Origin of the sequence: Dyella choica, assembly GCF_003977665.1 — a bacterium.
In the GTDB taxonomy this organism is placed as follows: Bacteria; Pseudomonadota; Gammaproteobacteria; order Xanthomonadales; family Rhodanobacteraceae; genus Dyella_B; species Dyella_B choica.
In genome coordinates, this window is sequence record NZ_RYYV01000008.1 from 178775 (window position 1) to 203943 (window position 25169).

The following is a 25169-nucleotide window of genomic DNA, read 5'->3' on the forward strand; positions in this document are numbered from 1 at the left end:
AAGGCCGATTCCTGCGCATGACATCAACGCGTGAGATATCGCTCGCTGATGAATGCGTCTATTCGCAGTTTTCAGGTCGATTAGGTTTCTCATGACATAGGTGCTGCATCGAGCACGCCACGCGGGATATGTCGAATGAGAGCCTGATCACAATTTATGGGATTGCGCCAAATGGAAGGCCCATTTGTTAGCTTAATAGGATCAGCAATAAAACATTATCTTCACTTTTGCCTTAAAACAGTCCATTAGCGAGACAAAAATTAACACTCATGCGTGGCATTACCGGCTTAACAAGCACGATGACAGACTGCGAATGCGCTGCCAAATCCGCCTGAATAGCTTTCGGCTTATTCAAAGATGACCCATTTCGAATGAATTAAGACGATTATCGTCACCCCGGCGACCCCTGGTCGCCAGGCGCGCTTTCACATTCCTGAACAGGCCGGAATCGCCCGGCAGTTTTGAAGCATTCCTGCCAGGAGGGGTGGCAACTGGCTTGGGCCTGCTGTTATCACTTGACCGCCTGGACAATGCTTTGAGCTATATCGACGTATACGGCGTCCCTCCCCGCCCGGTCCATGTGGGAGGCGGTCAAGAAGGCGGCGACGATAACCGTATGGCCGTCCGGCCAGGTCATGATGCCTATGTCGTTATAGGCGGCCGTCTCTCCTTCCAGAGAAGCAGAGGTTCCGCATTTGTCGGCCAGGCGCACGCCTTCAGGCAGGCCCGCCCGTAGGCGGCTGGGCGTTGTTTGGGCATACATTAGCTGTAGCAAGCGCCGGGTCGAGCTAGGCGACAACAGCTGGCCTTTCCAGAGCTTGTTCAGGAAATCGGCCGCGGCATCCGGCGTGGTGCGATTGCGCGAATCGCTCAGGTAGGCGCGATAGCCGCGGCGACGGCGCTCCAGCCTTTGCTGTTCAGTTTCGTGGGCAGACGGGCGATCGCCGTGATCGGCGCCCTCGAAGATTCGGTCGATACCTGCCTCGTCCAGATCGACGTGCAGGCCGTCAATGCCATGCGCCAGCAGATAGCCGGTAACAGCCCTGGGCCCGCCCGCCAACCGCACGAGAGCATCCGCAGCCGTGTTATCGCTTTCGCTGACCGCCGCAGTCAGCAGCTGCGCCAGCGTGAATGCCATGCTGTCGCCGCGAAAGTGGGCCCCGATGGAAGGAATCGCGGAGCCGTCCACAACGTCGGCACGAGTCAACGTCACCGTTTGATCCAGCGAAAGCTTCCCGGCGTCTACCAGCGCAAGTACTGCTGCCGCGGCAGGTGCCTTGAATACGCTCATCATGGGATAGGCACGATCGGCATTGATCCGCACCTGCACGCCGGTATCCAGATCAAGCACAGTGATGCCGAGAAGGCCAGGTCGGGCGCGTTGCGCAAGGTTGAGCAAGGCATGCTGGAGCTGCTTTTTTTCCATCGCGCCGTGATCGTCGGAAGAAGCCCAAGCCGGCCCTGACGCCCCGATCAGCGACATCAAAACCGCGCCCGCCATACCCCGATATCGGTTGATCATGCTTATCCTCCACTGACAAGTTCGTTCGAGCCCGCCGTCTTTGGGTGAGCAACCATGGCACGGTCGCGCAGTACCAGAAACGGACGTTCAACCGCATGATGCAGCGCCGCTCCGGCGGCCAGTGCCACGACCGTGTATGCGGCAAACCTCAGATAGTCATGTCCCTGGGTCCAAACCGGAAGCCCGTGCTCCACCCACTTGAAGGCGGCCTTGTGGATGAGATACAGGCTGTAGGAAGTGATCGCCAGCCACCGAACGCCCGGCACGCAGAGCTTTGCGAGCAGCCCTGAAGGATGGGTTCCGGCCCAGACCAGCAGAGCCATCGCCAACGCCAGCACCGGATAGCCGGCAACCACGGCGAAATGGCTGGTCTTGTCACGAAAGATGAGGATGGCCGAAAGCAACAACGCGATGCCTAGCGGGAGCAGCAACGTATTCGCGCGGCGCAGGCATGCTGACCAGAAAAGCGGCCGATAGAGCTCGACCGCCGCTAGCAACACCCCGGCCAGCAGTCCGTCGAGGCGGTTGTAGGTGGGGTAGTAGATCACCTCCAGGTAGCGGTCCTGGCTGTGATACCAGAGCAGGCCACGCAGCAGCATGCCGCTTGCCAGCACCCCCAAGGCCAGCGTGATGACCAAGCCGGGTGACCCGCGCCGTACGAGGAACCAGGCCATCAAGGGGAACAGCAGGTAGAAGTGCTCTTCCACGCACAGCGACCAGACATGAGAAAAGCCGGGATGCGCGGCGTAATCGACGAAAAGATTGACCGTATAGCTGAGGTATTGCCACAGGGGCGATAAACCGCCTTCGCGATTGAAGCCTGGCAGCAGGAAGTAGAGCCCGAGCACCACCAGGTAGGCCGGCAGGATGCGAAAGCAGCGCCGCAGATAGAACTCGCCAATTTGCAGCGGCTTGCCTTCGCTGAGCGGCCGCAATAGTTGTCCGCCGATCAGATAGCCACTCAGGACGAAGAACAGGTCCACGCCCATCCAGCCCGTGTCCTGTAAAAACCGGAAAGACTCGCTCAGCCCGCCGACCGTCCACGAGTGGAACAGCATCACCCAGACGATTGCCACCGCGCGCAGCAGATCCAGACCGCGTAAACGTTGCATGGCAGCAGCCTTCCTTGGGCGAAACGATCATCCTATCGATCCGATCGGCGAAAGGCAGGCGCGAAAGATGGCCAATTCGAGGCAGGTTCGGCGTGCCAGGTCAAGGCCACGAACCTTCCACTGGAAATGCGACCCAAACGAGAAGGAGATCACGTTTCGTCGTAGGTAAAAGCCGATACGTAAGCCTCCACGATTGACAATCGATGCGCCGAGCTGGAAACAGGGAAACAGTATCAAGAAATGGAACGGCACCCCATTCGCCTTGCGCTCAACAATCTCCTCTTCAATGGGTAAGAAGAAGATTTGGACGCGCCTCAAAAATTTGAGCATAAAAACGCTCAATCCGTGCCAGACGTTTTCGCGGACGACAGGTCTGCATTACCAAGGAGCGACACCATGGATACGTCAAAGCTGAAGCACCCAGCCTCCTCCCTTTCCAACTATCAACTAAAAACCACTGAAATGATCGATCGAAGTGCTGTAAAGCAGTGGATTACGGCTTCTGCTCCTGAGCTGGATAAGGCACGCACGTCGGCCCGCCCCGTTCCCGCCTCGAAATTTTCGCTGGAAGGGCTTTGTGGCGCCAGCGGTGCCATTGGCGCCTTTTGAATATCCTGCAGCGTAGCGGGTCTGTTGCCCGGCCTCGACCGCCGCGCGCAAACATCGTGTTTGCGGCGGCGGAAATCGCCTAGATCAGGCAGATTGCCGAACTTTCCAATGCAGCGATAAAGCGAATCGACGTCAAACAAGCACGTCGCGCCTATCGTTTGCCTTCAAGCAATGCGAAAGGATGCTGCCGATGGACTTCCTGACATCATGCAAACTCTCCCATCCATAACCGAACTGGTCGATGTCGAGAACATCGAATCGATCATCAATGTGCTGCAGGACATCGATCGACACCAAGGCTCGGTGACGATTGGTGAAGCTTGCCATGTGCTGCTGGCCATGGTTACCCAAAGAAATGTGCGCTGCAGCGCGCGCATCATCAAGTTTCCGCTGGACAGGCGCACGCAATGCTTGGGATTCGACCTTCCACCGATGTGGACGCTATCCAGTGCACGAGTGAGCCTATACGGGCCTGAAGAACTACTGACATTGACCCAGCAAAACAACCCCATGCTTATCGCAACCCATTCGGCTGCCCATCACGGAAGAGCAAATCTGGTTGACTTCAAATCACATCAAAATTTTGAAGGAAGGGTAGTGCTTTACGCAGGAACCAGGACGGATTTCTCAAAGGTGATCGCCAAAGCCGTCGATTCACATGCCACTGGAATCGCCACCTCATGCTTCAGCAAATCAGTGGGAGGCAAGCAAGCCCGCGGTCGAATCGAGCTCCCTCCCGATTCGAAAATATTTGCCCTGAGCTTGCTACCGAGTGAAATGCGGCAACTGGAGCTTGGCCTGGAGAACGCGAAGGTAGTTTTTAATGTTGATATCGACGCCAGGCAAACCGGCTGGATGCCCGTCGTTGAGCTAAGCCTGGACAGTGATGATCCGAGAGAGTATTGGCTGACCGCCCATGTATGCCACCCGAGGCCGTCCGCCAATGACAACGCATCAGGAGTGGCCGTAGCGATTGAAATTTATCGCATGCTGTGCCTTTTACAAGCCGATGGCTTCCATTTCCCCAGCATAAGGATCTTGTTGTCGCCGGAGTTCGTTGGGATGGCGGCTTATCTGTCGACGATCTCCAAAAAACCTTGTTTCGTCATCAATATCGACACTGTGGGCGGTGACATCGGCGCTACCGGCGCCAAGCTGGAACTGGAACTTGCGCCGAATTTCATGTCCGCCCCTCAACAAGTGAGACTTCGGCAACTCATTGAAGCCAATGCTATCGCCCTGTCGCCGCAGACATGCACAACCATCCCTTTTGTTGGCTACTCCGATCACGCACTATTCGCATCCCATGGCATAAACGTTCCCGCGGTTCAATTTGGACAATCTTCGGATCCCTACAACCATACCGACCTTGATCGGATCGACAACCTATCATTGCCGCAGTTGCGCTGGCTTGTAGCGCTGATCACACAATATCTACACGAAGAAGCGTCATCGCATGATCCGCCACCTGCTTCTTGCACGCTAGCGAACAAAACCTACCAAGCGCCTTTCAACATTCGCAGATTACTGCCCATGCTAAATGAGGAAGATCGCCAATTCGTGGAGAACAATTTCGCGTCACGCAAAACGACCTTTCGCGATCTGCAGTACATCTGGCTGCTTTTTCAAAGAGAAACTTCCATCAAGACGATCATGGAGAAGATCATCGATGTCTTTCCAGATACAGACCGCACCACCATGGAGCGCTATGTAAAAAAAATTGCCGATGTCACACCCACAAGATTGATCTGAAGCGTACGAATTTGGCTGTTTATCGGTGGATGGCATCACTTGATGCTGGACCATTCGAAACGGGTCCAATCATCGATCGAAACAGGCATAAAGCTGCAAAGAGTTCAAGCGATTTACCGTGCCGCATGCGCAATACCCATCAAGCCAAACGGAGCTTGAACCTTCCAACACCGGCACGACTCCTGAAGATGGCCGCGCAACTCGACCATGCCCTCACAGTGGTCAATCGACTCCCCCAGACGCGAGGTAGCCATGAACGTCCAATCAATCAGTTCACTGCCATGCTTACATGTCGTTACCGCACACGGAAAGCTCGTACTTACCCCACTAAGCGGCCGCGAAACGCTGCTGGAGCTGCTCGTACGCTCACGCATTCCCTGGAGCGCCGTTTCCATATTTGGCTTTCAGAATGCAGAACAGGGCTTTTCGCTCAGTAGTCTGGACGTAAATTTTGACGAACTACGGGGCGCAAGCCATCTGGAGGCCCATTTCAATCGAAACATCAATCCGCAGATGTTCAATATCCTTGAATACGACAAGGCCCGGGCAAGCGGCGGCTCGGAAGTATGCAGTTTCATTTTTCAGAACGTGAACAATGACGCCGGCACGATCAAGAATGTCATGAAGGGATTGTCCCAGGCGGAATGCCAGGAAATCATATGCCGCAACGTGCATGATTTCGTCCAGGCAAACATTTCGCCTCACGAAAGACTCGTGGTAGGTGTATCCGGCGGTGGAGATAGCAACTCCTTGCTGCTTGGCTTGACCAGCTTCAAGGATTTTCCCATCGATATTCGACCGGTCATCATGAAGAGCATCCCGGATTGGGATGCAGGCGTACCTCGTGCGCAAGCGCTATGCGAAAAATACAAGTTGCACTTGAGGGTTGTACCGGAACATGAAGTCCGTCATATCTGCGGCCTGCCGGCTGAAGAAGACCTCATCAGGACTTACGAATCCATCTTCCCGGGTGACGATTTCGAGTTCCTTGGCACGCTGATCATTCGTAGAGTACTCACTGCCATTGCCAAAAAAGCCGATGCATCGGTCGTCACGGGCTTGAATCTGGAAGATATCCTGTCGGAAAGCCTGCTGCACGTTTCCCATGGAAAGAAGCCACTTCCGTTTCCCGTGCGGCGGATCGACGGCATGAAATTTTCCTATCCTTTGTGGATGTGCCCCAAAAAGATCATAGACGGGTGCTTTCCAAGGTTTTCAGTTGAAAACTATGCGATGCGTTACCCCTGCTTTTCGGTTGGCCGTAACTTGTACTACATGATGGCCTATACGCTGCAGTCTCAATTTCCTGGCAGTGTAGAGCCCTTTCTTCGCGGCCTTCAGGCACTCAGAACAGACCATTCGGTAGGAATCGATATTCCAGGCGAACTGGATTTTGCTGTCTCGACCGATGTCAGAGCGAAATTCAACAAATGGATCAAATCCGGTCTGCCCATGACGTAATAATTCATCTTGCCACCATGCTGCGGCCCTCATGTCGCGCCACGGCCAGTCGAACACTGCAGGGATTTCACTGGCGGTTCAAGTGCGGCATTTCTTTGCTGTCCAAAGCTGCTTCCAAACTGTCGACTGGAACGATCGTACCTCACGGAGTATGCCACCCATGACTACTGCCACTGATACTCGATTGGGTGTCGACCTTTATGGAAAGGCGTTCGAGCCGGCGGATGGAGCATGGTTGAACTTGGCTTGGACACTGGATGAAACCAAGCTACTGGGTGTCAACCTGAGTGAGGTGTTGCAACGTCTTCTACTTGAAGAACGGGATGGCGACTTTCCGTCAATTCGTCATTATGCGGTTGATGACGGTCACGGCCGAAAACGTTTGAGGACGGCCGCTGAAAAACACTTTGGCCTAGAGCTGGATTCAACGCAAATATTTTGCGGGGCGGGTGTCACTGGCCTGCTCTACTCCCTTTCCTCCCTTTGTCGAAAGGGGCTCCTATGTCTCGGCGCAACCCATGTAGATTTACCTGCATGGATCGCTCGGAAGGGGCTTCGGGTCGACCATTTCACTGAATCGAGAAGGTTGGACACAAGCGATCTATGGCTCATGGAAAATCCAGGCTTCTTCATCCAGGAATTCCAGGAAGATTTACCATCGATTTGCCGCTTGGCCAGCGACCACCATGCCATCGTTGTGGTGGACGAATCGAACGCCAATTATCTTCCGCCGCGGAACAGCTGGGTCAAACATGTTCTCGAAGAGAAAAACCTGATTGTTCTAAGAGGCTTTTCCAAGGCTTACAGTTTGGGATCGATTCGTGTAGGCGTTGCATTTTGCTCTTCTGATCTCAGCCATAGATTGGAAATGGTGATGCCCCCTTTAGCGGTGTCGAGTTTGAGTTTGGCGCTGGCATCCCGTTTGTGGTCACTAGGGGACATTGCGGCCCCTATCAGAGAACACATATCAGGTAGAAAGCCCTTGATGAAGTCCATGCTGCGTTCTTGTGGCGTACATACGCTTTATTTTGACAACCCCGCCCTCCCCTATATCGTTCTGCCACCCGATCAGCAATCATTGACGAAGTTGAATGAGATGCGCATCAGAGGAAAGCTGCACAGCACGGTCAGTTTGATTGAAAGCCAAAGGCTTTTTTTCCGTCTTAGCATCCCCCTGAGCGAGCCCAGATGGCTGGCATTACAGAAAAACCTCATAGAGATAGTGGAGTCTTGACGCTCACACTAGTCCCATAGCGAAGAAATGGGATATCCACCTCATGTCATTCAATGTTTTCGAATGGGTGATGCTCGCAGCCTTGCTTCACGCCAGTTGGAATGCGCTCATCAAGCAGGGCGGCAACAAGCTCTTGTCAATGGTGCTTGTTGCGAACTCGGCTGCCCTGCTGGCTGCGTTCTTCCTCCCCGTTCTGTCGCCTCCTGCACGGGCGAGTTGGCCATTTATCCTTTCCTCAACGATCTTGCAGATAGGCTATTTTGTTCTGCTGGCCCAGGCCTACCGTGTAGCGGACCTGAGCCAGGCCTACCCGCTCATGCGCGGCACCGCACCGTTGCTCGTGGCCGTGGCATGCGCATGTTTTCTGCGTGAATCGCTGCGACCGATAGCCTGGACGGGCATAGCGGTCATCTGCATCGGCATTCTCAGCCTGGCATTGCCACGGCAACTTGAAGGAGGTCGACGCGGAATCGGCCTCGCGTTGCTCAATGCCGTGCTGATCGCTGGCTATACTTTGGTCGACGGCATCGGCGTAAAGCTCTCCGGCGCGCCGGCTGCGTATACCCTCTGGATATTCTTGTTGACCGGCATTCCGCTTGCCGCATGGGCGCTGCTCGCACGTCGAGCAGCTTATTGCCGTTACATGGCAAGCCATTGGCGGGCCGCCCTCGCCGGCGGCATCGGAACCACCACTTCCTATGCTCTGGTGCTAGGGGCCATGACCACAGCGCCGATCGCCATGGTTGCGGCCTTGCGAGAGACGTCGATCCTCTTTGCAGCCGTCCTTTCAGGAATGGTACTGAAAGAAAGCTTGGGGCTGCTCCGGCTCACGGCCATCTGCATTATTGCGGTGGGCGCGATGGTGCTTCGGCTAGCCTGATAGCCGGGGGATAGAACCGAAAAGTAAGACTATCGCCCGGGTCAAGAACACACACGACCCCAGCCCCATGGCGAGATCATGACCGCACTCTCGAAAGGGCTGCAAATGGAGTTTGAACGGGAGAACTTGTTCACGTCGTGCGCTTATCCGCTCCGATCAAGGTTCGACAGGCTACTCTTTGCCCGGGCGATCGCCACCGCACGCAGCACTTTCGGGCCGCGTAAGCGTTACGTGGCAGAAGCCCTCCTTTGGCCGAATCAACTAACCTATCGGTACGCTCGGCGAACGGCAGGCGCGAAAAATAGCCAAATCGAGGTGGCTTCGCGCAGGCCGAGCCTTACGGATCTTGGATGACCCGTCTGCCGGTTATGGAGCGCCTACGCGCTTTTCCAGTCGTGAAGGGCCCATGCCGTCCGGATAAAACTCCAGCGCGGTGACCTCTCCGTTTTTTGACCTCACGACATGAAAGTAGTCGGTGCCGTCACCGGAATAATAAAGAAGCTCACCACGAGCCGGCGTCAAGGGTCGTTTGGGTCCAGGCGCCCGTTGGATATAAAGCTGCCCGCTCTGGGAAGTTATGACATGCCTGGATTCCCCCTGAATTTCATAGCTTCCCAAAAGGGCTTCCACCTCGCGCCTTGACAGGCTTGCGTCGTCGAAGCGCTGGTAAGGCTTGCCGATGGCCAGCGCGGCCAGTTGATGCGCGATGCTGCGTGCGTTCGGCTTTCCGGCGTCCGAGTTGGTGAGTACGACCACCGTTACTTTTTCTTCAGGCATGTACACGTATTGCGATGAAAACCCCTCGATGCCACCGTTATGCTCAAAAGCCTGCTCACCGCGCAACCGATCCGGCATGACGCCATAGCCATAAGGAGCGGTGCTTCCATCCGGGAGCCTGACGGGCGTCGTCATTTCCTTGAGCAGCGAGGATGGAAACGTCTTGCCATCGTTGAGGCCCTCCACCAGGCGGCGTACATCATCGCTAGTTGAAGCGAGCGCTCCGGCGGTCATGGGACCATTGATGGAGACAAAGGGCGGCCTGGCTACAGCGCCGTGCGTGTCGGCGCTATAGCCTTGCACCAGATGGCTTACCACGGCATCGTCGGGGTAGTAGCCCGTATGGGCCATGCCAAAGGGGGCGAATACCAGGTCATGTTCGACCTCATCCCAGCGGCGCCCCGTCACCTTTTCGATGACGGCACCCAGCAGCATGTATCCCGAATTGCTGTAACGCCACTCGCTCCCGGGCTTGAAGTCCAGCGGTTGTTTCGCGATCTGGCCGACCAGTGTCCTGGTGTCCATGCTCAGGGTCGGATCGACATTCCAGGCATCGCTTATGCCGGCTGTGTGATTCAGCAGCTCGGCGATGGTGACGTCGGACGCATGCGGGAAGTCCGGCAGGAATCGGGATAGAGGGTCAGCCAGCGATAGCTTTCCTTGCTGGCTCAGCAACAGGATGGTCGCCGCCGTAACTGTCTTGGTGATCGAACCAACGCGATAGACGTCATCGTCTGCCGTTGCTACATGAAGCTCCAGGCTGGCCATTCCGCGCGAGGCACGGTAGATCACCTTGCCGTCCTTGGAAACCAGTGCCGAGATACCCGGCCCATCCTGCTGCGTGGAGTGAGACAGGATTTGATCCGCAACCGGTGCAAGCTGCGAAATTTCCGATGCGGCGACCGGGAGAGTCGCGCCAAGCAGCGAGATGGTCAACAGAGCGGCTCGTAACTTGCAACCTATGCAATCCATGGTCATTCCCTGTGTTAGTTTGCCCGCTCGGCGGGCACGCCGATAATGATTGATGCGAGCAGGTGTCGATAGGCATTCTTTCACGCCCACTCCCGGTCAAGGCGACTGCTCAGCGTAAGGCTGTGACGTGCACCAGGCTGGTCATCGCATCAACGTAGCCCTGGCGTCCGTCGGCCAACAGCGGAAGCAGCGGCGTGACGGAAACTTCGTTCACCTTGGTCCAGTGAACGGTACCGTGTCCGTCTCGGAAGATGACAAAGGGCACGTCCTGGATGACGTAGGGCTGCCCATCGACCTTGCCAAGCAGCATCAGCACGTGCCCCGGCACGACAATCAGGTCGCCCACATCCGCGTTCAAGATGGCTTGGACCCGTGCGTCATGGGAATCCGCAGCCGTGAAGAACTGATGTGCGAAGCCAGGGCTCTTTCCTTGTGCACCCGAGTTGGGCGGCAATAGCAGACCCATGCTGCGATAAACGTCGCTGGTAAAGCCGCTGCAGTCACGGGTGTTGTAGGCATGCCCCCAACCGTAGCGCTCACCCAGGAACTTGAAAGCCTGGCGAATGATGTTGGTCCGCGTAAGCGGCAGATAGTCCGGCGAAGTGTCTCGTGCTTTCTGCAGCAAGGCAGGTTTGAAGCTCAATGCGCCATCATCGCCTCGCACCGGCAGCTCGACTGCCCAAGATGCATAAGGGCCCTGACCATTCACAGGCTGGTCGGGCGGCACGCTCGCAAGCGGAAGACGCGTGCCCATGTCGAGCTGCAGCTCGGAGAGCCCCGGGGCTTCCGGCGTAAAGACCGTGCGCAGCTCGTCGCCCGTGACAACGCGGAAGGGTGACTTTTGCGCATAGCCGAAGACCGCCCTTGCGTCGCCCTGCGCAATGTCCACCGTTGCAACCCAAGCTGGCCCCTGATAGCTGACCACCAGCCACCATTTCCCATCCGCGCTGGGATGAACCATGACCACCGGATCGCCAGGGAAAAGCGTACCGGCCTCGAAGCTCTCGAAGTCGGTAGCGTCCTTTGAAGCATAAGCGCGCACGGCGGTCGGATAGGTGTGCAATTGCGCCCTCCGTACCGCCATGCCGTATCGGGTCGGCTCACTTGCACTGATCCGGTCCATCCCGATGTTGGCTTGGATCTCAGCCAGGCTCTGCGGAGAAAGCGAGTGACCTTGCGCATCGACCAACGGCCCGCTCAAGGGACTTGCGGCGCCCTTGATCCAACGAAGAACCCTTTCGCGCGTCATGGTCGGCGGGAGACTGAGCAGATCGACCAACGCAGCATCGCGGGTCGCGGTTATCTGGTTGCGCGCCGCGACTTGTTCCGTGGTCATCAGGACACTTTCGGGCGCCTGAGCCCGGGCGATCCAAAAGCCCGGCGACAACATCGGCTCCTGCACCCCGATCACGCCGGAAGGCGGAACCACACTGCTCACATCCTGGGCGATTGCCGAGCAAGACCATAGTGCCGCGGCTGCGAACATCGCGGACAGCAGGGTTCTGCGCGAAGACCTGATCACTACCAGGTCTCTCCTGCCGGCACGACGCTCCAGATCATTACCCTGCCTGGCTCCGGTACGAGTTGACATGTCCAAGTAACCTCCCCTCTCCATCTCCATCAAGCTGTACTGCTCGCAGCAAGACTCGTACCAGCACAAAACCCCGTACTTTGCGCGATTGCGCCCCGTCCGCGGACGTCCGCAACCCGTCCGCGATGGATGAACGCGGACGTTGGGCGCCTACCCATGCCACGACCTCTTCCATGCCGTCGCCGGCCAGCCGATAAGGTTCGGCCACTTTTCAGATATTAGTAGATTTTCCAACGAGATAATCGCGACTACTCGCATACGGTGTGAACGTCCTTCACCGGAATTGCACGAAACTTATGTGAAAAAAACGCATGGAAGGGGCGCTCAGGGGCGTCGGGGGCAACGGTTCCACTTCGCACCAGGCGACAAGTCGCAGCGGCGGCAAGTCCGCCGGCGATGTATCGGATCACAAGATTTCCAGTCGAAGGCAATCATTGCAGAAGAGCATGTCGGGCTGACGGTTTTCCTTCCAACACAGGGGGAGGGGTAAATTGAACGCTGTAACGCGCCATCTGTCCGTCGCAAGCAACGCCATCACGCGCTTCCTGTTCGAGCACATCGTGGTGGTATTGATGGTGCTGGTCGTCACCGCCACCGGGGTGACGTTCTGGTACATGAGCCATCTTCAGGACAGGCTGGTGGCAGCCCTGGCCCAGCAAGGGGCGCAGCTTCAAAGCAGGACGATTTCGGAAATCCGTGCGCTCTACACCTCCAATGTCGTGGAACGCGTGCGTAGCCATGGCATCGAGGTGACGCCCGACTATCAAAAGAAGGATGCCGCCATCCCCTTGCCGGCCACCTTCACCATCGAGCTTGGCCAGCAACTCGGTGGCAGCGGAACGGGCTTGAAAGTGCGCCTCTACAGCGCCTATCCGTTCCCCTGGCGCAAGGATGGCGGCCCCCACGACGCATTCGAACGCGAGGCGCTTGATTCACTGCGCCTGCATCCGGACCAGCCGCTTGGCCGCTTTGATACCTATCAGGGCCAGTACGTATACCGGTACGCCGTGGCGGACCGGATGCTGCCGCAATGCATCAGCTGCCATAACTCCCGCCCAGACAGCCCCAAGAAGGACTGGAAGGTGGGCGACGTACGCGGTGTGCTGGAGGTCATTCGACCGGTATCGGCACTGGCTACGGCTTCGCGGCAATCGCTGAAGCAGGCCTTCGGCTCGTTGTCGTTCGTTGCGCTCTCCGGACTGGCCGCCATCGGCCTGGTGCTCGGCAGGCAGCGCCGCCAAGCCCGCGGGCTTGCCGAGGAGATCCACGAACGGCGTCGCGTCGAAGCCAGTCTGGTCGAAAGTACCGCGCGCTTTTCGGCCATGAACGAAGCCTCCCCACTGGGCACGTTCGTGACGGATCCCAATGGCTTGTGCCTGCGCGTCAATCAAATGTATCAGGAGATCACCGGCTACTCCGACGAGGCCATGCGTGGCAAGCCGTGGAATTTCGGCATCCATCCCGGCGATCAGGCGCGTGTGCTTTCCTTGTGGAGCGAAATGCAGAACAAGAACGGCAACTTGACCGCCGACTGCCATTTCCTCCGCCACGATGGCTCGATTACCTGGGTAAGTTGCAAAGCCGCTGCCATGCGCAACGGCGAACAGCTTCTGGGTTATGTCGGCACGCTCGAAGACATCAGCGAGCGCAAGCAAGTGGAACGCATGAAGAACGAGTTCATTTCCACCGTGAGCCACGAGCTGCGAACGCCGCTCACCTCCATCATGGGCTCGCTCGGCTTGCTCGCGGGAGGCGTAGGCGGAGCGCTCTCCGAACAAACCAAAGCGTTGGTGGAGCTGGCGAGCAAGAACAGCGAGCGGCTGGTACGGCTGATCAACGACATACTGGACATCGAAAAGATCGAAGCGGGGCATATGCAGTTCGACCTCAAGTCGCACGAGCTGCAGCCGCTGGTCGAACAGGCCATGGCTGTGAATCGCGCGTATGCCGAGCAGCTTGGCGTGACGTTCAAGCTGACTGCTCCCCTGCCCGGCATCTGGGTGCGCGTCGACGCAGATCGCCTGATGCAGGTCATGACCAACCTGATGGGCAATGCCGCCAAGTTTTCCCCGCAAGGCGCCAGCGTGGATTTGCAGATCACCCGCCACGAGGGTTTGATACGCGTGAGCGTGACCGACAAGGGGCCGGGCATCCCTGAGTCGTTCCGCCACAAGGTATTCGAAAAGTTTTCGCAGGCCGACGCCTCGGATACCCGTCCGAAGGGCGGCACCGGTCTTGGGCTGTCCATCTCCAAAGCCATCATGGAAGCCATGGGCGGCGGTGTCGGATTCGATACCCAGGAAGGACAGGGCACCACTTTCCATTTTGATTTGCCCGAATGGACCGAGACCGTCCCAGCCACGCTTCCCGAATTTCCGAAAGCGGTATCGCGACTGCAAAGAATTCTTGTCTGTGAAGACGATCGCGACGTCTCCACCTTGCTCTGCATGATGCTCGAACAGGCCGGATACGAAGCGGTACCCGCCTATGATGGTGCCTCGGTTAGGCGCTTGCTGGCTGAAGAAGATTTTGCCGCGATGACGCTGGACGTGCAGATGCCCGGCCTCGACGGCAGGGCTTTTCTGCACGAAATGCGCGCCGACCCCGCGCTCAGGGATCTTTGCGTGGTGGTGGTTTCCGGCCACTTGCGCAAGATTCCTCGCCTTAGCAAAGGCGAAGGTGATGGCCTTGGCGTCGTCGACTGGATTGCCAAGCCGATCGATCAAGGGCGCCTGATCAATGCCGTTCGCTCCGGCATCGCCGGCAGCACGGATGGAAAAAGCCGTGTACTGCATGTCGAAGACGATCCGGACATCCGCAAGATCGTCGCTTCGCTGTGTGCGGATATCGCCGATTTCAACAGCGCTGCCACCTTCCAGGAGGCGACCGTATTGCTGTCGACCAGTCAATACGATCTGGTGGTGCTCGACCTCAGCTTGCCGGATCGTACAGGCTGGGACTTGATTCCCTACATCGAGCAACTGGTACCCCCGCCGCCGGTACTGGTCTTTTCGGCGAACGAATTGTCCGTCGACGAATCCGGTCGTGTCGCGGCGGCGATGGTGAAGTCGCATGTCACCAATCCCCAATTGCTGGACGCGATCCAGTCCCTTACCCGCAGAATCTAGAGAGAGGGAGCAAGACATGGTCGTCAAGTCCCTGGAACGCATTCTCTATGTCGAGGACGAGCCCGATATACGGGCCGTGGCGCGCCTTGCGCTTGAGGCGGTAGGCGGTTTCGACGTATGCCTATGTGACTCGGGCAAGGCCGCGCTGGATGCTGTACAGGCTTTCAGCCCCGACCTGATCCTGCTGGACGTGATGATGCCGGGAATGGATGGCCCATCCACGCTCAGCGCACTGCGCGAATTACCGGATGTGCAAGAAACCCCGGTCGTGTTCATGACCGCAAAGGTGCAGGCCAACGAGGTGGCGCGCTATCGGCAGCAGGGGGCGATAGACGTGATTGCCAAGCCTTTCGACCCGATGACGCTGTCCGCCACCGTGCGTGACATCTGGAGCAAGCATCATGGTTGAAGCCTTGCCATGAAAGCCGCTCTTGACGTTACCGAACAGTTGCGCCTGCTGCGGGAAAACTATGCGCAGCAGCTGCCCGCCAAACTCGCCCAAATAGAACACGCATTTCGTCAGCGCGACAACATGCTCGAGCTGACGAACCTGCGCCACCTTGCGCATAGCCTTGCCGGTTCCGGGGCCACCTTCGGCTACCCTGCCCTCTCCGTTGCGGCACGCCAGTTGGAGACACTCGTGGATGCCGCCTTATGCGATGGGCGTCCGCTCAATCCAACCGAAGGCGACTGCGCCGCGCGATTGATCGAAGCACTCGGCCGGGAAGCGCGCAAGCCCATGGTGCCCGCCCCCACTCCCTCGCTACCTGCCAGCAACGTGCCGGAAGCCGAGCGCAAGCTGATCTATCTGGTCGAAGACGACGCTGCATTGGCCACAGACCTCATGCTGCAGCTTGGCCATTTCGGCTATATCGTCAAATCCTTCGAGTCACCGAAGCAGCTGCTTGAAACACCGGTCGATCCGTTGCTGGCCGCGGTGCTGATGGACATCGTATTCCCGCAAGGCGATCTCGCCGGGCCCGAAGCCATCATCCAGCTATCCATAGTCAGACAATTACGTACCCCCGTCATTTTCTTTTCCTCCCGCAACGATCTTACGGCGAGGCTCGCTGTCGCCCGGGCGGGCGGCGCCGCATACCTGGTGAAGCCGATCGACGTCGGCGCACTGATCGCCAGGCTCGACAGTCTGATCACGGACTTGCCGCCGGAGCCTTACCGCGTGTTGATCGTCGACGACAATGGTCCGTTGGCCAGCCACAATGCCGTCACCCTGCAGTCGATCGGCATCAGCACCGACATCGTGACCGATCCCATGACCATCCTCGCGCACCTGGACGATTTCAAGCCGGACCTCGTGCTGATGGACATGTATATGCCAGGATGCACCGGCGCCGAGCTCGCTGCCGTGATCCGTCAATTGCATAACTACGTGCTGGTGCCGATCGTGTACCTGTCGACGGAGACCGACACCGACCGCCGACTGATCGCCATGCAGTTGGGGGCGGATGACTTTCTCACCAAGCCCATCACGCCCGAACACCTGGTCTCCGCCGTCTCCACTCGCCTGCGGCGCTACCGCGTATTGCGTTCCCACATCGAGCAGGACAGCCTCACCGGCCTTCTCAATCACGCCGCAACCAAGGACCGCCTGGCGACAGAAACGGCGAGGGCTGCTCGGCAGCAGGCTGTATTCTGCGTTGCCGTACTCGACCTGGATCACTTCAAGAACGTCAACGACACCTACGGCCATTTGATCGGTGACGGCGTATTGAAGAATCTCGCCGAGCTGCTCAAGCGACGCCTGCGGCGGACCGACATCGTCGGCCGCATTGGCGGCGAAGAGTTCGTGGTGATCCTACCGGATACCGACGCCAAACAAGCCCTTGCTCTGCTGAACGAGTTGCGCGACGCATTTTCCCTGGTGCGCCAACGCGCCAACCGCAACCTCACCTTCACCACGACTTTCAGCTGCGGCATTGCCGAATTCGAACTGGGTTTGAACGCGAGCGATATTCTTCGGTTGGCGGATCAGGCGCTGTATCAAGCCAAGCAGGCCGGTCGCAACAGAGTGGCGTTGGCAAACCTTGACGAGGGAAAGGCGGCAGAGGCCAGGATCTTGGTCAGTGAATAGCCGAGGCCGCTGCGTGCTGGTCAATACATCGACACGTGCTTGTCGATCTGAAAGCCGCAGGATTTGCATGGCAGTGTTCGGTCCGGATGCCGGAACAGGCTTGCTACAGAGTGATATCGTTGCTTGCATTGTGCGCACGGCGAACGCAGAAAAGGCAACGCAAGAGGCACAAATATCAAAGGCGCGGCTATACGCATGCTCCAACGTACTGCATCGGGCAGCATTTCCATACGCGATGACGTATACAGACAACCCAAGGCGACCACGAAGCCGCCTACCGCCAAATTCCTCTTCTGCTTCATGCTTTCCAGAGCGGCGCGCAAGCGGCGGCGCTCCTGGGCCGGATCCCTGCTCGTGTCATTCATTCCATTTCCCCTGAATTCTCAAATTAGTTTGGGTGGGCAAACTTGTTCTCGTCAAGCACGAACCTTTCGAAGGCAGGGCAGTAAAAGCAGGTGGCTTAGCGTTTCTGGTAAAGGACCTGCTTTTCCTCGCCGTATCGTTCCATTTATTCCAATAGGATAGGAAACGAGCAGCCACACCTATCAGAGAGGAAACTCGATGAACGTGGGCGGGACATGGTCGGTGAGCCAGACACCGTTCTGCGACCGATAAAACAGGTGGCCACTATGCGACATTTGCTCGGCACGCACGATGAGAACTACAGGCTGGCCATGGCGGCTTCCGACCCGCGCTGCCGTGCCCGCATCCAATGACAGGTGGACATGGTGCCTAGCCTGCTTCAGCAATCCAGCATGGCGAATGGACGTCAAAAACCTCGTCGCAGTGCCGTGATAGAGGAGCGTAGGAGGCTGCAACGCCGCCAGCGCCAGATCGACCTTGACCGAATGCCCCTGGTTTGCCCGAATCCTCTGACCTGACGGGTCCAGGGCGAACCGTTGCTTGTCGCTGCTTGCGACCGCGTCGAAGATGTCCTTGATGGTCAACCCATAGCCACACTCGTTTGCCTGGCGCACGAGTTCCTCCAGGTTGACCCACCCATTCGCGTCCAGCGCCAACCCGATCGTTTCGGGCTTGTGCCGGAGCACGAGACTCAAGAATTTACTCGTGGCGACTGGATCTTTGCTCACTTATTTTTGGTCCTTTTGTGTTGGGCGAGTCCGCCATGGTGAAAGAAGACGTTACGGAGTTACAGACCCTGTTCTTTCTTTTCGCGGACAACAACACCATTCGGCCGCATGCGATGATCAACAACAGACATCCACACTGTCGCTGATATTCATTTGGACAGCTGGCTGCTGTTGGCTCGACACACTGCGTCATATTTCAATGCTTCGCCGCTCTCCCAAGGGTGGTAGTTCTGTGCCATCCGGATCCGCTCTGCCAGCGACGGATGGGTGCTACGCGTCAACTTCGCGAATACTCCTGGGTCGGCCATTTCGAGTCCACCGAGCCATCCCTTGAATAACGCCGCCGCTGCCACGTTCTCATGGCTAAGCTCGAGACCGAATCGATCGGCCTCCCTTTCGATATGCCGATTGAACGCCAAAAACCCCGGTTCAATCACCACGCATAGCGCCATCACGCTGAACAGCACCAACGGAAACGCGCGTACGTCGGACAGCTCCCGACAGTCGATGCGTTCTCCATGCCGGCTGAAGACCCAGCGCGCCGCCCTATCCACGATCCACGACGCAACGAGCACAAACGCCACAATGATTGCCAATGCCTTCCAGTTGTCGCCTAGAACGTAATGCTTCAACTCGTGCGCAACAGTAAAGCGCACCTGATCGGGACTTTCGACCTTGAGCAAGTCGGATTGGAGGATGACGCGGTTGGTCGGGCCCAGACCATACACGCTGGTGTCATCTCCTCCGACAACGATCTGGATGTGAGGGATTCCACACGCACTAGCCATCGTCACGATGGCCGAACGCAGCGCACCGTTTTCAAGTGGCTTGTAACCTTTGCCCGCAGACATCCACAGCGGCTGTCCAATCAGGACTACAAGAGCGATGGGAGCGGTGATTCCCGTGAGCCACAGCCACCATCGTTGTGGGCTTTTGCGGATTAGCAACAGCGGTAGCCACAGCAACAGCAAGGCGGCTAAAACCGGAAGAAGCAGCGACTGAAGCTGCCCAGTCAACCATGCCAGCGCAGTGTCCGCGTCTCTTCCCGGATACGCCAAATGGCGGCCAAATTCAACCGGAAGTCTCAGCACAAAGCGAATAAGCATGTAAATCAACGCAAAGATGATCCACGCCAAATAGCGACGCCGGCTTGACCAGCGCTCGGATAGTCGAGCGAGCCGTGATCCCCAACCGGACAGCAATAGCCATAACGGCAATAGTAAATCGATGGCTGTCTCGACAACCCACGTCCAGTTAAGAACGTTATTCCAGGCTACCGCGGATGGCGAATCAGGTGGAATTTCGACGCCACCCGCCATAGCGGACCCCGTTATACCCAGGAACAATAGGCATTGAGCGAACAGGGCGATCGAGCACCGCTCACTTCGACTACTGAACATCCGTTCCCCCTTTGTCCCTAACCCGTTCTATCTGTAGAGCCTACTTCTGGGCTGTCGAAAGCTGGCCTTCCCCGCTCAGCACCCCGAGTGGTCCAAACACGATCTCGCCGCCGGACAAACAATGGTGCCGGCTTCGGTTGGAAGCGGACACTGCCTGTTACTCAATAGGCTTTGTCACATCAAGGCCTGCCACTTTGGGCGGCAGGCCCACCACCCGCGCATGAACTATCCATATTTGGATATGCAGCGGCCGCCGGGAATCTGCACTGTGATTTCCGCTCACTATGCGCGGCCAATTCATGCTTAAACACACAACAAGTGCTGCGCGGTCCAGCATAGTTTGTGCGGATCGATCTTACCTGGTTTGTCCGCTTTGCACGTGCACCAGCATAAGCGCCTGATAATATTAATTTAATAGCTTATTCCGAAGCACATTTTTCGCGCGACATCATGTCATGTCATGGCAAGCATGATGACCCCTGTATAGAGTGCCGTGGATCGCGACGTCGTTCCGTCGCCTCCGGGATTTACCTTGCTCCGTGTAAAGGAATCACAGCGATTCGAATGCCCTCCAACGCCCCGCTCCATCGGACCTGAGGAAGGCGAGCTCCGGTGAGCTATTCAAATACGCAAAGATTTCGGCCTGATCAGACTTTGACGCGTATATCGGAAGCCGTGGCATGAAAATGTCCCCCTAGAGAACTCTCCGACTACTTTGCTATTTTTGGTCGAAGGAAGGTCCGCTACGGGAAGCGGACATTGCGTACATCAAGTAATGCGCTGCTTAACTTGAAACCCAGCGCCACTCCGATAAACCTCAATCCACGGTTCAGCCTCTCGGAAGGTCCAGAGAACAAGTTCGTTGTGCGTGAAATCATCCCACTCCGTATCGGGCCAAGTCGCGTTCCAACCGCCCCGGACTGCTTCAGGCCCATTTACGGGGTAAAGCGGGCAATTTGCTGCCAAGTACAACTTTTCGTATTTTGAGGGTATTGAATCGGGGAAATTGTCGTTGTATCCGGCCATTGCATTCCAGCCGCACGCCATGAGGTAGGCATCTATTTCGGGGCCACCCAAGAGAAAAATCGCGTCTATCGGCGGCAATGAAATATGTCTTGATTCGAACAGTGGAATGCCGTTTCGATTCGGCTCGCTTACCTCGATGACTCGACCTTTTTGCTCCCGGTCGAGTGACACCTCGCGCCAACGTCCCTCGTCAAGAAATGTAATGACCGGGGCGCCTTGCATTGACATTCCATGCCAATAGGCCACCGGATCACCTTGCCCGTCCAAGCGAAGCTGAGCGCTTGGCCTCGCCAGCTGGTTAGCGATCGCAACGAACTTTTCGAGATCCATGTCGTGTTCGATCCTGGCACGCTGAATGACCCGTACGGGCCGCTTATCCAAACAATATTGAACCAGCTTTTCCTCAATGCCCTTTAGAATTCCCATGCTCATTCCCCAAAAGCACAGGCAAAAATTAGCATGTCCGGTTTGGGTTAAGCGGACCGTATCTCTGATAAATGCCATTCGCTTAGGCAAGCGTCGTCTATAACTATGTGTAACCGGTCAAAATGGACAAACTTGCAGGATGTCCATCGAAGTTTGTCCGAATCGGACAAACCATGCTGGATGGCGCAGGAAGCGCTACACAGGAGAGAGATGGCGCGCCCGGAGGGATTCGAACCCCCGACCAATGGCTTCGGAAGCCACTACTCTATCCGGCTGAGCTACGGGCGCGTGGTAGGCGCTAGCGCGAAGGATCCCAGGGGGACGGCGCCGAGCGGAGGGCAAGTATACCGGAGGCGGATGGGGATGCCCATCGGCTCGGCTGATTCGCATCTCAACTGCACGGTAGGCGGCTCCCTCCCCAGCTCACACAGGGGAGGGCTAGGGTGGGGTTGCACGAACTTGCTGCAGTGTTTGAGCTCCCCTCAAGGTTGCTTCACCCCACCCCAGCCCTCCCCTACTACACGTAGGGGAGGGAGCGGGTCCGAGGGACTGCGGCAATTACTTCGCCTTGATCAGCTGGCTCAAGGTATCCGGCTTGCTGCTGTCGCGCTCCAGATGCGGATACTTCAGGCCACCGCGGTAGTCGATGCGCAGGGTCTTGTATTCGTCGAAATTCTTCACCAGTAGCTCGATCGACTGGCCGCTGTCCTTGGCTGCGGCGGTGACCGCCTCCTTGATCGCATCCGAATCGAAGCCGTGGCCATTCACTGCGACGATCGTCATGCCGGGCGAGAGGCCGGCGTTGAAGGCGGGGCCATCCCACAGCACGTCGTTGATGGCGCCTTCCTTGCCGATCGAAACGCCCAGCGAGTAGGTCAGGTCGGTCACGTGGCGGAACATTTCCATCGCCTTGATCGCGTCGGAAGGCTTGTCGTTGTAGACCAGCTTCCACCCGTGCGATGCCAGGCCGCCGGTCAGTGGACCGTGTCCGTCGAGGCGCGTGCGCAGGTAGCTCGCCCAGTCGTAGGGCGAAATGTCGTTGAGGGTCTTCACCACCTCTTCAAAGGTATAGGGATCGACGTCCCACGCCCCCGGATTCACGCCGAAGAACGCCTTGCCGAAATCATCGATGGTCTTCTTGCCGCCGGTGAGTTCGCGCAGCTTGCCGTCCACGTCCAGCCAGATCATCTCGCCGGCGGAGTAGTAATCCTCGCTGCCCTGGTAGTTGCGATACGGCAGCGGGCGGCGCGTCGCAATGGTGGGATCGTTGGTGGTGTCCTGCACGTTACGCCAGCTGGCCAAGCCCGGGCGGCCCTTGTCGTAGGTGGCGGCGACGGCGGCGACCATCTCCAGGTACTGCTTGTCGCTCCACAGGCCGGAGCGTGCGGCCACGACCTGACCCCAGAACTGCGTCTGGCCTTCGTACACCCACAACAGCGAATCGCCCATCGTCACATTGAAGTTCGGCGTAGCCAGATCCGCCCCACGGCGATACTTGCCGTCCCAGGAGTGATTGAACTCGTGCGAGAGCAGGTCACGCATCACCCAACCCTTTTCCCATTCGGTGAAATAGGCCGGCGGCGTACCGTTTTCGCTGGAACGGTGATGCTCCAGGCCATTGCCGCTCATCTTGTCGCTGAGCGAGAGCAGGAAGTCGTAGTGGTCGTAGTGATGCGCGCCATACAGCTTGTACATCTGCTGCACCAGCTGGCGATGGATCTTCAGCTGCTCCGGCGTAACCTCCAGATACTTCGGATCGTCCGCCACGAGGTTCAGGTGCACCGGCGTGCTCGCCCCGGGATCGAGGTCCAGGCGCTTGAAGTATTTGCCGGCGTAGATCGGTGAGTCGACCAGGTCATCGTAGTTGATCGGCTTGAAATGCACGTTGTCGCCATCTTGCGCAGCCACCTCCAGCGCGGAGCCGAACTGCCAGCCGGCCGGCAGCTTCACGCTGGGCTCGGCCTTGATCTGGCGCGCGTAGTAGCCGGCCGGATAAACGGTGACAGTGTTCCACTGCAGGTTGAGCATTTCCGGCGTCATCACAACACGGCCCTGGCGGGTGTCCTGCGGCGAGAGGAACTGGAAATCCACTTCGACTTCGCCGGCGCCCTGCGGCACGTCGACGTTGAAGGCGTACACGTTGTACTCATCGCGCGTCCACGGCAGCACCTTGCCGTTGGCTTTCACCGTAAGGCCGGCGAACTTGTCAATCGGGCCGCTGGGCGCGTGGTTGCCCGGAAGCCATTGCGGGTACAGCAGCGTGAGCCGACCGGCCGCCGCGACCGGGATGGTTTCATGGACCCGAAAGACGCGATGAGCGATGTCAGTGGCGTCCACCTCGATCTTCAGCGCACCAGCGCTGTAGGGAGCATTTTGCGGAGCAGGCACGTCGTCCGCAAAAGCGACGATGGCGGTGCCTCCCAGCGCGATGGCGAGAAGGGCGGCGGCAAGCGGGGTGCGTTTCAAGGGAGTCTCCTGGGTGCGGCGAGGCCACCAACAGGAATGTGAAGGCGGCGTAAGTCACGATCCTAGCCATGCTCACACGCCCTGCTCCCCTGCCAGAGGTCACGCGCGAGCCCAGCGCCGCCTTGAGTTGGGATCCGCAGAATTTCGCTGCGGCGCAACAACAAAACCTGAATAGCAATCGCCGTGCGAACCATTCGGAAAAGTTTGGTTCAGCACGGACGTTACAAAATTGTTACATCGTGTCCCCCGCACGATCCTTCGCCCCGACCTCCCCATCGCGGCGAAGCCTTAAAAAAAGAGAGAAGGAGTCCCCCATGAACAAGCTAGTCCTCTCGGCCGTTGTGGCCGCTGTTGCGCTGTCCCCCGTGCTGAGCCAGGCCGCTCAAACTGACGCCGTCGCCCCCGCCACCTTTGGCGCCAACATCAACCCCAACTGGCAGGACAACTTCTTCGTTGCCGGCCAGCTCGGCCAGACCAAGTACCGCACCGATTTCAGCCACGACAAGGGTACGTTCCAGAATGTGCGCTTCGGCTGGCGCTGGAACGGCATCGTCGGTCCTGAAATCGGCTATGCCTACCTCGGCCACCCGAAGACTGGCAATGACATCGCTTCGCTGTCGGTGCGCACGCGCGCCCTTACGGCCGGCGTGAATGCCAAGTACAACTTCTACAACAACTGGTTCGTCACCGGGCACGCCGGCTACCTGCGTGCGCAATACAAGCTCGACGCCACGCTGCTGGGCATGAATGCCAAGGGCACTCGCTACAACGATGGCCTGTACGCTGGCCTGGGCGTGGGCTACGACCTGACCAGGAACTTCAGCCTCGGCCTGAACTACGACAACTACCGCCTGAACACCGACAACGGCGGCGGCAACTTCCTCGACCGCAAGCACGTGAACGTGGCGGCGTACTCCGCTTTGGTGGAATACCGCTTCTGATAAGACGCGGCACGCAAATGTGAGCTGCTGGAAAACCCCCGCTTGCCGGGGGTTTTCTTTTTGGATCGGATTGGGTTTTCAGAAGAAATCCGGCGTCCCTAAAGTTTGTCGCATTGAGGCCGATAGCTTGCTGGTCGCTCTTTTGAAGCGAATGCCCTTTCCCCCTAAGGACTCATCCATGAAAACCGTACTCGCCGCGACCCTGCTGCTGGTCGCCCCCATCGCCGCCCATGCCGCCTGCGCAGCCAGCGATTTCACCATCCAGGACGTCAAGGTTTCCGCGGTCGGCTCGGGCGTTGCCACCCGCCTGAGCGTCAAGGGCAAGCTCGTGAACAATTGCGCTTCCGCCGCCGCCGCCCAGGTCCGCCTGGATGCGAAAGACGGCTCCGGCAACGTGCTCGCCTCCAAGATGGGCTGGCCCGCCGGGACCACCAACGTCAGCCCCGGCCAGTCGGTGGAATTCGATTTGGGCCGCCTGATGCATTACCAGTCGGACATGCAGAACTACTCGCTCAGCGTGGTCGACGTAAAAGCCTGGTAAGACGCCCCAGTTTGTCTATCTGCCGACGGCGCAAGCCGTCGGCTTTTTTGCCTGGCGGAGTCAATCTAGAAGTGCATCATCGATCTTTTGTGCCAGATCGTCTCGCCCAAGCGCTCGCATAAACATCTCGGCCGGGCAGTGATAGTCC

General features: G+C 57.9%; 19 protein-coding genes and 1 tRNA gene. 10 read left to right on the top strand and 10 right to left on the bottom strand.

Annotation, left to right across the window (positions count from 1 at the left end):
- Positions 1–511 precede the first annotated feature (511 nt).
- From bla to EKH80_RS12810, 3 genes are read right to left on the bottom strand one after another with little or no spacing between them, the layout of a single operon-like run.
- On the bottom strand, positions 512–1522 hold the full coding sequence (gene bla / locus EKH80_RS12800) for a class A beta-lactamase (RefSeq protein WP_126685149.1): 1011 nt from the start codon (positions 1520–1522) through the stop codon (positions 512–514).
- A gap of 2 nt (positions 1523–1524) precedes the next feature.
- Positions 1525–2634 (bottom strand): acyltransferase family protein, encoded by a 1110-nt coding sequence (locus tag EKH80_RS12805; RefSeq protein WP_126685150.1) that lies wholly within the window; start codon positions 2632–2634, stop codon positions 1525–1527.
- Between the two features lie 27 nt (positions 2635–2661).
- A complete protein-coding gene (locus tag EKH80_RS12810) occupies positions 2662–2964 on the bottom strand; it encodes a hypothetical protein (protein WP_126685151.1) in 303 nt (100 codons plus the stop codon).
- Positions 2965–3030: 66 nt separating this feature from the next.
- On the opposite strand from EKH80_RS12810, the gene EKH80_RS12815 reads away from it, so the two are divergent.
- From EKH80_RS12815 to EKH80_RS12835, 5 genes are all read left to right on the top strand, one after another.
- Entirely contained in the window at positions 3031–3243 is a 213-nt protein-coding gene (locus EKH80_RS12815; protein ID WP_126685152.1) for a hypothetical protein, read from the top strand.
- A 207-nt stretch (positions 3244–3450) separates the two neighbouring features.
- Positions 3451–4995 (top strand): DUF4910 domain-containing protein, encoded by a 1545-nt coding sequence (locus EKH80_RS12820; RefSeq protein WP_158628832.1) that lies wholly within the window; start codon positions 3451–3453, stop codon positions 4993–4995.
- Positions 4996–5247: 252 nt separating this feature from the next.
- On the top strand, positions 5248–6456 hold the full coding sequence (locus tag EKH80_RS12825) for a tRNA lysidine(34) synthetase (RefSeq protein WP_126685154.1): 1209 nt from the start codon (positions 5248–5250) through the stop codon (positions 6454–6456).
- A 160-nt stretch (positions 6457–6616) separates the two neighbouring features.
- Positions 6617–7690 (top strand): aminotransferase class I/II-fold pyridoxal phosphate-dependent enzyme, encoded by a 1074-nt coding sequence (locus EKH80_RS12830; RefSeq protein WP_158628833.1) that lies wholly within the window; start codon positions 6617–6619, stop codon positions 7688–7690.
- A gap of 43 nt (positions 7691–7733) precedes the next feature.
- Positions 7734–8570 (top strand): EamA family transporter, encoded by an 837-nt coding sequence (locus EKH80_RS12835; RefSeq protein ID WP_126685156.1) that lies wholly within the window; start codon positions 7734–7736, stop codon positions 8568–8570.
- A gap of 366 nt (positions 8571–8936) precedes the next feature.
- On the opposite strand, the gene EKH80_RS12840 is transcribed toward EKH80_RS12835, so the two are convergent.
- Complete coding sequence (locus EKH80_RS12840) at positions 8937–10283, bottom strand: serine hydrolase domain-containing protein (RefSeq protein ID WP_230473662.1); 1347 nt, start codon at positions 10281–10283, stop codon at positions 8937–8939.
- A gap of 145 nt (positions 10284–10428) precedes the next feature.
- The gene (locus EKH80_RS12845; RefSeq protein WP_126685158.1) at positions 10429–11910 is read right to left on the bottom strand and encodes an SH3 domain-containing protein; all 1482 of its coding nucleotides are present in this window, start codon (positions 11908–11910) and stop codon (positions 10429–10431) included.
- Positions 11911–12401: 491 nt separating this feature from the next.
- Between EKH80_RS12845 and EKH80_RS12850 the strand changes: the two genes are divergently transcribed.
- The 3 genes from EKH80_RS12850 to EKH80_RS12860 are packed head-to-tail and all read left to right on the top strand — an operon-like array spanning position 12402 to position 17130.
- Positions 12402–15038, top strand: coding sequence for a response regulator (locus EKH80_RS12850; RefSeq protein WP_126685159.1), 2637 nt, complete (start codon positions 12402–12404; stop codon positions 15036–15038).
- 16 nt (positions 15039–15054) lie between these two features.
- Entirely contained in the window at positions 15055–15447 is a 393-nt protein-coding gene (locus EKH80_RS12855) for a response regulator (protein ID WP_126685160.1), read from the top strand.
- Between the two features lie 9 nt (positions 15448–15456).
- Positions 15457–17130, top strand: a complete 1674-nt coding sequence (locus EKH80_RS12860; protein ID WP_126685161.1) for a diguanylate cyclase — start codon at positions 15457–15459, stop codon at positions 17128–17130.
- Between the two features lie 545 nt (positions 17131–17675).
- On the opposite strand, the gene EKH80_RS12865 is transcribed toward EKH80_RS12860, so the two are convergent.
- From EKH80_RS12865 to EKH80_RS12885, 5 genes are all read right to left on the bottom strand, one after another.
- Positions 17676–18221 carry an RNA 2'-phosphotransferase gene (locus EKH80_RS12865; RefSeq protein ID WP_126685162.1) on the bottom strand — a complete coding sequence of 182 codons (546 nt, stop codon included), beginning with the start codon at positions 18219–18221 and terminating at the stop codon, positions 17676–17678.
- A 149-nt stretch (positions 18222–18370) separates the two neighbouring features.
- Positions 18371–19540, bottom strand: coding sequence for a M48 family metalloprotease (locus EKH80_RS12870; RefSeq protein WP_158628834.1), 1170 nt, complete (start codon positions 19538–19540; stop codon positions 18371–18373).
- 849 nt (positions 19541–20389) lie between these two features.
- Positions 20390–21073: a hypothetical protein gene (locus EKH80_RS12875; protein ID WP_126685164.1), complete on the bottom strand. Its 684-nt coding sequence runs from the start codon at positions 21071–21073 to the stop codon at positions 20390–20392.
- Between the two features lie 211 nt (positions 21074–21284).
- Positions 21285–21361, bottom strand: a tRNA-Arg gene (locus tag EKH80_RS12880).
- Positions 21362–21631: 270 nt separating this feature from the next.
- Positions 21632–23539, bottom strand: coding sequence for a M61 family metallopeptidase (locus tag EKH80_RS12885; RefSeq protein ID WP_126685165.1), 1908 nt, complete (start codon positions 23537–23539; stop codon positions 21632–21634).
- Positions 23540–23853: 314 nt separating this feature from the next.
- Between EKH80_RS12885 and EKH80_RS12890 the strand changes: the two genes are divergently transcribed.
- Both EKH80_RS12890 and EKH80_RS12895 read left to right on the top strand, forming a co-directional pair.
- Complete coding sequence (locus EKH80_RS12890) at positions 23854–24480, top strand: outer membrane protein (protein WP_158628835.1); 627 nt, start codon at positions 23854–23856, stop codon at positions 24478–24480.
- Between the two features lie 178 nt (positions 24481–24658).
- Positions 24659–25021 (top strand): hypothetical protein, encoded by a 363-nt coding sequence (locus tag EKH80_RS12895; RefSeq protein WP_126685167.1) that lies wholly within the window; start codon positions 24659–24661, stop codon positions 25019–25021.
- The last annotated feature ends 148 nt before the right edge of the window (positions 25022–25169 follow it).

Excerpts from the sequence above, each read along its gene's own strand:
- EKH80_RS12870 (WP_158628834.1), bottom strand. The coding sequence starts at position 19,540 with ATGGCGGGTGGCGTCGAAATTCCACCTGATTCGCCATCCGCGGTAGCC.
- EKH80_RS12825 (WP_126685154.1), top strand. The coding sequence starts at position 5,248 with ATGAACGTCCAATCAATCAGTTCACTGCCATGCTTACATGTCGTTACC.
- EKH80_RS12860 (WP_126685161.1), top strand. The coding sequence starts at position 15,457 with ATGAAAGCCGCTCTTGACGTTACCGAACAGTTGCGCCTGCTGCGGGAA.
- EKH80_RS12845 (WP_126685158.1), bottom strand. The coding sequence starts at position 11,910 with ATGTCAACTCGTACCGGAGCCAGGCAGGGTAATGATCTGGAGCGTCGT.
- EKH80_RS12805 (WP_126685150.1), bottom strand. The coding sequence starts at position 2,634 with ATGCAACGTTTACGCGGTCTGGATCTGCTGCGCGCGGTGGCAATCGTC.
- EKH80_RS12830 (WP_158628833.1), top strand. The coding sequence starts at position 6,617 with ATGACTACTGCCACTGATACTCGATTGGGTGTCGACCTTTATGGAAAG.
- EKH80_RS12890 (WP_158628835.1), top strand. The coding sequence starts at position 23,854 with ATGAACAAGCTAGTCCTCTCGGCCGTTGTGGCCGCTGTTGCGCTGTCC.
- EKH80_RS12895 (WP_126685167.1), top strand. The coding sequence starts at position 24,659 with ATGAAAACCGTACTCGCCGCGACCCTGCTGCTGGTCGCCCCCATCGCC.
- EKH80_RS12875 (WP_126685164.1), bottom strand. The coding sequence starts at position 21,073 with ATGGGAATTCTAAAGGGCATTGAGGAAAAGCTGGTTCAATATTGTTTG.
- EKH80_RS12815 (WP_126685152.1), top strand. The coding sequence starts at position 3,031 with ATGGATACGTCAAAGCTGAAGCACCCAGCCTCCTCCCTTTCCAACTAT.
- EKH80_RS12835 (WP_126685156.1), top strand. The coding sequence starts at position 7,734 with ATGTCATTCAATGTTTTCGAATGGGTGATGCTCGCAGCCTTGCTTCAC.
- bla (WP_126685149.1), bottom strand. The coding sequence starts at position 1,522 with ATGATCAACCGATATCGGGGTATGGCGGGCGCGGTTTTGATGTCGCTG.
- EKH80_RS12855 (WP_126685160.1), top strand. The coding sequence starts at position 15,055 with ATGGTCGTCAAGTCCCTGGAACGCATTCTCTATGTCGAGGACGAGCCC.
- EKH80_RS12820 (WP_158628832.1), top strand. The coding sequence starts at position 3,451 with ATGCAAACTCTCCCATCCATAACCGAACTGGTCGATGTCGAGAACATC.
- EKH80_RS12810 (WP_126685151.1), bottom strand. The coding sequence starts at position 2,964 with ATGCTCAAATTTTTGAGGCGCGTCCAAATCTTCTTCTTACCCATTGAA.